The following is a 10,450-nucleotide window of genomic DNA, read 5'->3' as shown; positions in this document are numbered from 1 at the left end:
CTCCGACTCTGCCTCGGACGTCGGACTCACGAGCGACCGCGACTTGTCACGCGTCTCCGGGTCCGTCGAGTAGATGATGCCGACGTGGCGCTGTCATCTGGGCTGTCTGCTCCGGGCGTTCACCTCGGCGAGGAGGGCACTCAGCAGCTCGTTCTGCGTGAGGACGCGGAGGTGGCCGGGGTCGGCGTCCCACTCCCGGCCACCGGCGAGCGGACGCAGTTGGACGTACGGGCCCTCGTGGCCCATGACCCGGCCGACGCGGTCACGCCCGCTGTCGTGAACGGCCTCGCCGACGGTGGGTGCCCGGTCGGCGTCCTCCGTCACCCGGCGTTTCCCTTCGCGATCACTGCCGCGAGCATCAGGGCGATCGGTGCCGAGCACACGCCGAGGTGGACGAGGGCGTACTGCGCTTCTGTCTCGCGGTCGTCCGCCCAGGGGGTGCGGATGTCCATCGCGGGGAGCTGGATGCCTGCTTGGGAGAGTGCGGTGGCGAGGGCGTCGCGGGCTTCGACGGCTTCCTGGACCTTGAGGGTGTGGGGAGGGGGCGGTGTGGGGGTCATGTGGGTCCTTTGGGTCCTTGTTGGTACTTCTCGTCGGTGGTTCTCGGCGGGATTCGTGGTTGGGTTCCGGTGCTGTTCTGCTGATTTCGTGACCGGGCCGTGCTGCGCCAATTACGCTGTGTAGTCCGGTCGTTACGAGAATGCGCCCGGAGGTGGGCGGCCGGGTTGTGGGCGGGGTGATGGTTCCTCGCCGCGCGGGGGTGGTTCCACACGTTCCACGTCGGTCACTCGTACGTCCCGGAGGGAGCGGTATGTCGCAACGACGCGTCATCACCGGCCGCAGTCAGGAACCCCGTCAGCGGTTCGCCGAGGAGTTGCGGAAACTGCGGGGCGAGAGTGGGTTGAGCCTGCGTGCACTGGGTGAACGGCTGGGCTGGGACTGGTCGTTGTTCGGCAAGATGGAGAAGGGGGAGACCTTGGGCAGCCCGGAGGTCGTCCAGGCGCTGGACACGCACTATGGGACGCCGGGGTTGTTGTTGGCGCTGTGGGAGCTGGCGGCCGGGGACCATACGCAGTTCCGGGAGCGGTATCGGCGGTATATGGCGCTGGAGGCGGAGGCGGTGAGTTTGTGGCACTTCGCGGTGAGCGTGCTGCCGGGGTTGTTGCAGACGCCGGGGTATGCGCGGGAGGTGCTGGCGGCGGGCGGGCTCAAGGGGAAGGAGCTTGAGCAGCAGGTGGAGGCGCGGATGGGGCGGCGGGAGTTGTTGGCGGGGGAGGATGCGCCGCCGTTCCGGACCATCCTGTCGGAGGCGGTGTTGCGGACGCCGTTGCGGGATGTCGGGGAGTGGCGGGTGCAGCTTGAGCACCTCGGGGAGATCGCTGAGCGTCCCAACGTGACGGTCCATGTGCTTCCTCAGAGCGCAGGGCTGCATGGCCTCGTGAGCGCTGATATGTGGTACCTGCTCCTTCCGGAGGGCAGGACCGTGGCGTATACCGAGAATGGGTACCAGGGCGAACTCATCGAGGAACCAGCCCCGGTTGTGCGTTTGCAGAAGACGTACGATGCGGTGCGGGACTTGGCGCTCACCCCGGCTGCGTCGCGCAAGTTCATCCTGCGGATTTTGGAGGAAGCAACGTGCGCTCCATCGACCTGACTGCCGCCTTCTGGCGCAAGAGCAGTTACAGCAACCAGGACGGTGGGGCTTGCGTCGAGGTCTCTGACGACTTCGCCGCCGTCGTCCCGGTACGGGATAGCAAGGTGTCGCAAGGCCCGGTTCTCGTGTTCCCCACAGCTGGTTGGGCCTGCTTCGTCTCGGCCGTCAAGGACGGGCAGTTGAGCGACTGACCAGGCAAGGCAACGGCCCCGCGATCTGCTCGGATCGCGGGGCCGTTGGCGTAGCTGGCGGGCTACTTCTTGGCGGTGCGGCGTCCTCTGGTCACGGCGGCCGGGCGCCAGGCGCGCAGGTCGTCGTCGGTGAGGCCGTGCTTGCCCTGTTCCATCTGCCGGTCGCCCTCGAAGAACTTGGCGGGGGTCGGGGAGAAGAGTGGGTCGGGCTCGTTGTGCCACTGGTTCAGCCAGGGCTGGAGTTCCAGCAGCCCGGCGAGGAGTGGGGTGACCTCTTCGGTGGTCAGGCCCTCGTGGGTGGCGATGTACGTATCGAGGGCGATGGCCTGCTCCCGGTGATCCCAGCCGGCCCAGCCGTACAGATCGGGGGTGGCGACGTTGGCTCGCGCGTACGAGATGAACCGCTCCTTGGGCACGTCTAGCTTGCCGCGTGCTCGCCAGTAGGAGGGGCGCAGGAAGTCGGCGGAGGTGTACTTCGGCGGTACGGGGATGCGGTCCCGGATCTTCCGCTTGGCTGGCTCGTCCGGAGCGGCGTCCTCTTGCCGCTGAAGATCCCAGACGTGCTCCCAGTCTGCGCGCTTCTTGAGGGCGGCGGGCTTGTAGCGCAGGGCGGAGAGGAAGGGCACGTGCTCGTCGGTCATCAACTCGGTAATCGTGGCCGGCAGTTCCTTGCGAGGCGCGTAGATCTTGGCTACGGAGACGAAGTCTTCGTCACGAGAAAGGTTGTCGGTGAGGCGTGACAGTGCGACGAGGGCGGGCACTCCGTTCTCGTCGAACCAGTGAGCGCGATCCTCGATCCGGTCGAGCAGCCAGCTCCGAAGGGCCTTCTCCTGGAGCGAGTCCCACCCTTCGGTGGCCCAACGCCGCTTGTACTCTGGCCGCTCGACCATACCGATGGCCCGCGACGACTCAATGGCATCGATCCGCTTCTGGACTACCTCGCGGTAGGCGGCGGACCAGTGGGTGGGAATCTCTGTGATGGGCGTGGACCCATGCCGCTTGAACCACTCATCACCGGCCTCACCGGCGGTGATCCGGCGCGCGAGCACGATCTCGAAGGCGCGTTCTCCGAGGGCGAGTTCAGGGAGGGTGGAGGAGTCGGTGCTATGGGAGGCACGCAAGTCTTCGGGATGCAAGCTGTACAGCGCGTAGACCTGCCAGTCGAGTTCCTCTTGAAGGGCGATCATTTGGGCACGCACGGAATGCCAGCATGCTTTGGCTTCTCGCATAGTTTCGATTGAGGGGACACCCTCACTGACAACGGTAGACGGGATGCTGGTGTTCAACCGCTCGGTGGCATAGTCCAGGGCATTAGCGAGAGTGATCGGATAGGCGGAAGGAAGAGGGAAGCTCCGAATTTTTGTGCTGGTAAAGTCGTAGAAACTTTCCCAAGCGTAGCGGCCTGTCCCTCGCTCGCCGCCTCGGTTTCCCTTATCGTGGCATACCATTCGAAGCCAAAAACCTGCAGTTGAGCTGTTGAGAAGTCCGAGGAGGCGGATGTAATTCTCCGCTTCAGCGTCTTCGCTAAGTTTGATTACCGGCGCTGACTGTTTGAATACGTTGCCACCTCTGTCCAGCACGAAATGGTTATGTGTTGTTACTGATGCAAACACGATGGTGAGTGAAGTTCGGAGCTTGGCTGGGTACAGCTCTTGCCACTCATACCAGGAAAGGCCGCGCTGAATCATGGGTGTGCCGAAGCGGCGGCGACGCGAAATTGCTGAGCGGTAGGGGAGTAGGTACTGATAAATTCCGGGGATGTGATCGATAGGGATCACTCTGTAACGGTCGTCATACATCCAGACGGAATCAAGAGGGGAGTTGACCTGGTAGTCGCGAATGGCGTCACCCTCGATCATAGGGCGAACGTATTCGATGCGATTGCGCCTCGCGCTACCGTTCGGAGTTAGTAGGAAAAGGTCATCTTCGCCTGTCACAGAGGAAATTCCGGCCTCTGCGGCAATGTCTTGTATAGTGGCAGTCGTTTTTTTGGCGAGCTGTTCCACCATCTCAAGACCCCCGTCGGCAAGGATCCACGGTTGTTTACCAAAATAGCGGGTGCGTGCTAGATCGTCGACCGATACCCACTTGCTGACTGACCCTGGGCTATCAACCTGTTGCACAATGGCATTCCAAACGAGCCCGTCTTCACCTCTATCTGGTGTGCCAGGCTCGCCCTGGACGCTACGTACGGTCCGAATGGTTTCTGAACGCGCACTTCCGCCGCGCTGCTTTCCTACAAGTATGACGGTGGGTGTGCCGTGCCCCGGAATGTATGCACCCGAAGTGTCAATAACTTCTGTTAACTCCACTTCGTGGCCAAAATATGTTTCGATCAGCCTGGTTCCGAACTCTCTTTTCATAAAAGAATTTGCGGTGATCTGCCCGATTATGCCGTACCCACGCCCACGCTCGGAGCTTTCTACCTTGGCCAACTCGAAGAACCGCTGGGCAAACGGCACTGACAGGGCATACTTCCCCGAGCAGGCGCTGTATAGTCCTCGATAAAGCTCGTTGAGGTTTTTGTCCTTCACTGTGATGTATGGCGGGTTCCCCACCACCACGTGATACCGCCCCGGCTCCAAAATCCCCGGGTGTTCATGCACATCCTCGGTCTCATACTTGAAGTCGGCCAGCTCATCAGCCCCCTCCTCCTCCAAGCCATCAAACAAGTTCCCCTGCTTGTGCCGGTGCTTGATAAGTGAGTCGCCCACCGCCAAATGAATCGGCCACTCATACTTAGCCGCCTCAGCCAGCGTCCGAACCCCACCCGCAGCCATAGCCGCCACCAGCAACCGGAACCGAGCAATGGCCACCGCGAACGGGTTCAAGTCCACCCCGTGCACGGAGTCCAGCGCCTCCCGCACCCGCTCGTGGACGTCCTTACCGGGCCGCCCATCCGCCCACAGCCGCACCAACCGCCGAAACGCCCCCAGCACAAAGTGCCCCGACCCACACGTAGGGTCGATCATTTTCAGGCCCTCGTACCCGAACTCCCGTACCGCCGGATTCATCGTCCGGTCGAGGATGAACTCCTCCACGAACTCCGGGGTTTGCAGCAGCGCGTACGTCTTACGGGCCGCCTCGCTCAGGTCCTGATACAGGTCACCCAGGAACCGCGTATCCCAGCCCCGCGTTCCGTCCCCGTCCTCCTCCAACACATCCGTGAAGTCGTGGACAAGAAGGCCGCCCTCATCCCGCACCCGCCAAAAGTCCACCAACTCCCGCGCACCGTCGTGCGACAACGGCACCTGGAACAGCGGATTGTGCCGCCGGTCGAACAGCAGCCGCCCCGCCTGCCCCGCGCCCAGCTCCTCGAACGCCCGCTCAAGCCAGCCCCGGTACGTCGGGTCCTCGGACTCCGCCACGTACTCCTCGAAGCGAGCCAGCGCCAAGTCCCGCCGGTCCGGCTCCGGAGACGTCAGGTATGGCTCGGGGATCAGCCCGTTGTCCTCGCAGAACCGGACGAAGACCGTACCCAGCACCCACGCCACCGCGACCTGCGTGACCCGGTCGTCCAACCACGCATTCCACGTGGCCGCCGTGCGCCCCAGCTTGCGTGCGCGCTCGTACTCGGCGCGCAGCTTCTCCCCCTCCGCGACTACCTCGACCTGCCTGCCGAGGTCGGCCTCGACTAACTTGACCTGCTGCTTAAGGTCATTCAACAGGCCCTTGCGGTCGATCACTTGTGGTCCCCCTCGTTGCGTTCACGTCCATGACACCCGCATCCCCCGCCGTCCCGGACAGGTAGTCCTTCTTGACCCACGAGTCCGGAAGATCGATCCATTCGCCCAGGCCCGCCTGGTAGGCCACCGCCGTGTGACCCAGCTTCGGCTCCCGCCCCGGGTCCGCCTGCGGCACCAGCAACCACAACCCCCGCCCGCCCTGCCGAGCCGCCTCCGCGAGCCGGTCGAGGACGCCCATGCCGTCGTACCGGGCGAAAACAGCGGCCTCAGTCAGCAGCACCGGGCCCGAACCGGCGAGCCCCGGCACCAACAGCTCCCGCACCTGCGGCTCCACCGCGCCCCACGCGGTCCGCGCGTACTCGCTGAACTTGAGCGCGCCCCGCGAGCCCGGCTCGGCCACGTCCGCCTTCAGGAGCGTCTCCCACGTCGGCTTCGTGCCCGGCGGCACGAGCGCGTGCATCGACGACAGGAAGAGTTCGGTCACGGAGACCGCCTGCGCCCCGATGCGGTGGCCCGCCAGTCTCCGTACCGCCTCGACCGTACGGACATGATGCACCGTCAGGACGCGGTACCCGTCCCGCCGGGCCGAGGCAAGGAGGCGCTCGTCCGCGCGGACCCCGCCCGCTACCAGCGGGTCATCGGAGTAGCGCGTCACCGCGCCCGCTTCCGTCGACTGACGCCAGTCCGCGACCGTCAGATAGGTGGACGCACTGTCCATCCGCGTCGGCAGATAGCGGGGCGTCCTCGTGTCCTCGCGCGTCGAGAGGGTGAGGTCGAAGCCGGCGTCGCGCAAAGCCTTGGTCAGCGGGCCGCCGGTCGGCAGCTCGTGCGTGCTCGTGCCCCGGCTGTCCCTGATGACCAGCTCAGGGAAGCGGGCCCTTACCCGCTCATTGACGTCCTCGCCCGTCAGACCGGGCTGGCGGGCTTCGGGCACGCCCGCGATCAGCCGTACCAGACCGGCCTGAGTGAGGCGCAGGGCCCGTACCAAGGGCAGGTCGCGCGGATAGATCTCCAGACGGGGCGTGGCCGCCGCGTTCACGGACGCGGCGGCGGCCAGTTCGACCAGTCGCCGTTCGTCCCAGTCCACGACACCGGGCGGTGGGGTGAGTGCGCCCAGCTCGCTCAGTACGGTTGTCGCCGTCGGCAGGGTGTCCAGACGGGTCAGGCGGTCGGCCGTCTTGCCCAGGCGGGTCGCGTAGTCGAGGAGACCCGGAGCTGTTGGGGTGTCCGGGGCGTCACCTTCCCGCACGTCCAGCGCGAGCAGGCCCGCCGCCAGTACGTCCTCCGTCGCCCTGCGGTTGGCCTGGTGCTGGAACTCCGCCTCCTCCGGCTGGAGCTGCTCCACCTCCACGACGGCCCGCACCGCCGCCAGGGCAAGCGCGCGGCGCTGCTCGCGTCCCGGCAGCTGCGTACCGCGTCGTACGGCGAGGGCATCGGCGATCTCCACGGCGGGGGCGACCCGGCCGAGGCCCACCAGCAGGCCGACGATCTCGTCCCGCAGAGCCCGGACCGCAGGGTGCTTCTTCCAGCGCTTTCGCTCCTCCTTCAGCATCTGCGGGATGCGCCCGGCGGACAGGCCGAGCGCTTCGGCGACGTCCTTCTGCTTGGGCCAGACGCCGATGCCGGGCAGCTCTCCGCGCTCGTCGGGCAGCCGCAGCAACAGCCGTACCATCTCGACTTTGTTGCTGTTGGAGCGGTTGTTGTTCAGCTCGGGAACGAAGAGGGTGGCGAGGGTGTCCAGGCTCACCGCGCGGAGGACGGACTCCGTGAGGCGCGACGCTCCCTCACCCGCGACCGTGGACCCGGCCACCGCCGACCCGGTGGCGGTGAGCTGGGCGAGCTCCTCCTTCGCCTCCGCGCGGCCCTTGGGGGTGAGTGGTGAGAGCGAGGCCTCGCGCAGCAGCCTGCCCCATTGGCGCTGACGTCGCTGCACCTCGGTGCGTGTCTTGGTGCCCAGGCCCGGCGCGTTGAGGAGCTTGCTGCGGCTGTAGTCGAGGAGGCCGCCGACCGTGGTGATCCCGAGGCCGTAGAGGAAGGACTCGGCGGCCGGGGTGAGACCGGCCGCGGACAGGTGGGTGTCACGGGTGACCGCCGCCGCCAGACGCTCACGCTGTTCGTCCGCGGTGAGCGGCTCGGCGTCCGCGATCGCCGCGGAATGCTCACCCCCCGGTGTCTCCTGCGGTGCGGGCTCGGGGTGGCGGGAACGGTGGCTGGACGGCACCGTCTGCGTGGCGTCCAGGAAGATCTTCCGCCAGGCGTCCCGCATCGGCTTCAGCTCGGCGAAGCGCTTCGCCGCGTCCCGGTGGAGGGCCTTGCGGAAGAAGGCGACCAGGCTGTCCCGGACGGCGGGCTCGAAAGCGTCTGCCTGGACGGTCGGGTACGGGAAGTCCTTCGCGTCCGTCATCCTCGGCGGGAGCGAGCCATCGCCCCATTTCGGTAATTCGCCCGAGGCCATTTGGTGCAGGGTGACGGCTATCGCGTACCGCTCGGCGTGCGAGTCGTACGCGGTGCGGGTCAGGCTGCCGATGAACGGGTCGAGGTAGCCGTCGGTGCCGGCCTCGTAGTCCTTCGCCGGGTAGCCCGCCAGGGAGAAGTCGATGAGGACCAGTTCGCGGGTGCGATTGGGCCGGATGCGTATGGCGATGTTGTCCGGCTTGATGTCGCGGTGCCAGACGCTCTCGCCCTCCAGGAAGTCCACGGCACCGAACAGGTAGTCGCCGTAAGCCTCCAACTGGTCCATCTTCAGGCGGCCGTGCTCGCGCAGCTGGCGCGCGACCGTCTCCTCGCGGCGGCGGGTGCGTGTACTGGTGCCGATGCTGGTGCCGGAGTCGGCGGTTTCGCTGTCAGACTCGGTGGCCTCGCGCTCGTCGCCCACGTACTCCAGGGCGAGGACGGTACGGGTCCCGATGCGCAGGGGCTCCGGCTCGACGAGCCGGATCACGCGGGAGTCGGGGCGCAGCCGGTTCATCACCTCGGCCTCGTGGACCAGGACTTGGCCCCTGCTGTCCGAGAGAGCCACCTTCAGGACGGCCAGCGGCCGGGTCCTGCGCGCTTCGGCCTCCAGGTCGCGGACGAGGAAGGCCCGACTGGTGGAACCGGTTCCCAGGCGGCGCCGGACTTCCCACCGTCCGCCGAGCACATCTCCGGCCACCGCTTCGAGGGGGTCCTTCTCCGGCTCCTCGGCCGGTTCGGGGTCGGGCGCCGCCGAGACGGGGGCGGTCAGGCCGTCCTCGACAATCTCCAGCATCTCCAGGAACTCGTCCACGGAGGAGAGGCGTTGACCGGGGCGGTAGGCGGTCGCCGCCTGCACCAGGAAGTCGATGTCCTCGGAGAGGTCGTCGACCAACGAGCTGGGGCGCAGGCCCTCGCCCGCCTCAAGACGGGCCAGCAGCTCGGCCTGGCTCGCGGCCGGGGCGCGGCCCGTGACCAGGAGGTATGTGAGGACGCCGAGGCCGTACACGTCCAGGTAGACCGGGTCGGCCTTGAGGGCGGTCAACTCCGGTGCGAAATACGGGTCGGAGCCCTCCGCCAGGTGCATCGCCGATAACGCGGTCGGCGCGAAGCGGGTTGCTCCCTGCCCGCTGTCGCCGTCCGTGCCGGATGCCCGCTGCGTGGCGATCTGCCAGTCCGATATCTCCAGGCGGGGGGTGAGCCAGGCGGCGTCTTCCCCGACCGCCCGACCGCGGCGGCCCCGGTCGCGTGGGATCACGTGAACGGCGCGGGCGGCCAGCGCACGGTGGTGGATGCGGGCGGAGTGCGCGGAACGTATCGTCTCGGCGAGCTGGCGGACCAGTGCCATCCGGCCGAGGATGTCGAGGCCCTTGCCGTGCTGGAGCAGATACTCGTCCAGGCGCAGCGTGCGCGGGTCGTAGTCGAAGATCAGGGACGGGCCCGCGGAGTGCCCGGACGGGTAGTACTGCTTGAGCTGGACCGCGCCCGGGTGCTTGAAGCGCTGTAGTACGGCCGCTTCGCGGCGGGCCGCGTTCTCCACCGACCGCCTCAGCGAGGCGTCCGATCCGCGCTCGCTGAGGTAGACGCGGACCCGGGCCACCTCGGGGAGCTCGCTGTGGCTCGCCTTGTAGTCGGTCCAAGTCGGCCCGGAGTCAAAGGACTTGCGGTCCAGTTGGTACGGGCCGACCTTGTACTCGGCGTCACTGCGCCGGATACCGATCCGTTCGAGCTTGGTCTTGATCTCACGGGACTCGACGGCGTTGATACGGCGCCGCTCGTCGCGCGGCGGCTGCTTCAACATGGTGACCAGCTCGTCGACCGTGTGGACGCCGTTCTGATCGTGGGCGGGCAGGCGGACACGTAACCCGCCGTCGGTGAAGCAGACGGCCTCACCGACCCACACCCGCCTGCCGTTCTGGCCGAGCAGCGTGGCCAGTTCCTTCGCCTTCTTGTTGACCAGGTGGAGCGGGTTGCCGTGCGGGCGACGATGGCCACCGGGGGTGGTCTGCACCCAGGTGCCGTTCTCGCTGGTCACGGAGCCGTGCCAGTCCTTGAGCTCGATCATGTAGACGCCGCCGGGCGCGACGACGAGGAGGTCGACCTCGCGGACGTGTCCGGTGTGGGCGGTGAAGGTGAAGTTCGACCACGCGCGCCAGGGGTCGGCGTCCGGCAGCCTCTCCCGGATGGCTTCCAGGCCACGGTGTTCATGGTCGAACTCGGACTCGGTGACCGTGGTCCACCGGCCTTGCCGCATGCGCTTTCCCCGCCCCTTGAATCTGTCCCCTGCCACTGCCCGTTCGTGTTCTACGTGCCGTTCCCACCACGTCACGGAACTGGTGAATCCTAGCCGTGGCCGACGACGGCGGGTAAGTCGTGCGGGGAACCGCAGTTATTGATCCCGTGGGGGCGCGTGCAAGGGACACGCGCGGAAAGAACAATGCCGACGCTCCCACGCGCCCCCCTTCCGG

General features: G+C 66.8%; 6 protein-coding genes. 2 read left to right on the top strand and 4 right to left on the bottom strand.

Annotated elements, in window-relative coordinates:
- Positions 1–93 precede the first annotated feature (93 nt).
- Complete coding sequence (locus tag ACWDVB_RS01760; RefSeq protein ID WP_451515492.1) at positions 94–324, bottom strand: hypothetical protein; 231 nt, start codon at positions 322–324, stop codon at positions 94–96.
- Positions 321–560, bottom strand: a complete 240-nt coding sequence (locus ACWDVB_RS01755) for a hypothetical protein (RefSeq protein WP_451515493.1) — start codon at positions 558–560, stop codon at positions 321–323. Before ACWDVB_RS01755 ends, ACWDVB_RS01760 begins: the two co-directional genes overlap by 4 nt.
- 251 nt (positions 561–811) lie before the next feature.
- Here ACWDVB_RS01755 and ACWDVB_RS01750 point away from each other — a divergent pair, with 251 nt between their 5' ends.
- Together ACWDVB_RS01750 and ACWDVB_RS01745 are read left to right on the top strand one after the other, a co-directional pair.
- Positions 812–1,654: a helix-turn-helix domain-containing protein gene (locus ACWDVB_RS01750; protein WP_451515494.1), complete on the top strand. Its 843-nt coding sequence runs from the start codon at positions 812–814 to the stop codon at positions 1,652–1,654.
- Positions 1,636–1,845: a DUF397 domain-containing protein gene (locus tag ACWDVB_RS01745; RefSeq protein ID WP_451515495.1), complete on the top strand. Its 210-nt coding sequence runs from the start codon at positions 1,636–1,638 to the stop codon at positions 1,843–1,845. Before ACWDVB_RS01750 ends, ACWDVB_RS01745 begins: the two co-directional genes overlap by 19 nt.
- A 62-nt stretch (positions 1,846–1,907) precedes the next feature.
- Here the strand turns inward: ACWDVB_RS01745 and pglX are convergent, their stop codons facing one another.
- On the bottom strand, positions 1,908–5,531 hold the full coding sequence (gene pglX / locus ACWDVB_RS01740; protein WP_451515496.1) for a BREX-2 system adenine-specific DNA-methyltransferase PglX: 3,624 nt from the start codon (positions 5,529–5,531) through the stop codon (positions 1,908–1,910).
- The gene (gene pglW, locus ACWDVB_RS01735) at positions 5,503–10,236 is read right to left on the bottom strand and encodes a BREX system serine/threonine kinase PglW (RefSeq protein WP_451515497.1); all 4,734 of its coding nucleotides are present in this window, start codon (positions 10,234–10,236) and stop codon (positions 5,503–5,505) included. The genes pglX and pglW overlap by 29 nt, the downstream gene beginning before the upstream one ends.
- Between the last annotated feature and the right edge of the window lie 214 nt (positions 10,237–10,450).

The sequence above is a fragment of the Streptomyces sp. NPDC003379 genome (genome assembly GCF_053589195.1).
This window is presented reverse-complemented; position numbering and strand designations above follow the sequence as displayed.

Bases quoted from the DNA above. Each gene is read 5' to 3' on its own strand.
- ACWDVB_RS01755 (WP_451515493.1), bottom strand. From the start codon at position 560: ATGACCCCCACACCGCCCCCTCCCCACACCCTCAAGGTCCAGGAAGCC.
- ACWDVB_RS01750 (WP_451515494.1), top strand. From the start codon at position 812: ATGTCGCAACGACGCGTCATCACCGGCCGCAGTCAGGAACCCCGTCAG.
- pglW (WP_451515497.1), bottom strand. From the start codon at position 10,236: ATGCGGCAAGGCCGGTGGACCACGGTCACCGAGTCCGAGTTCGACCAT.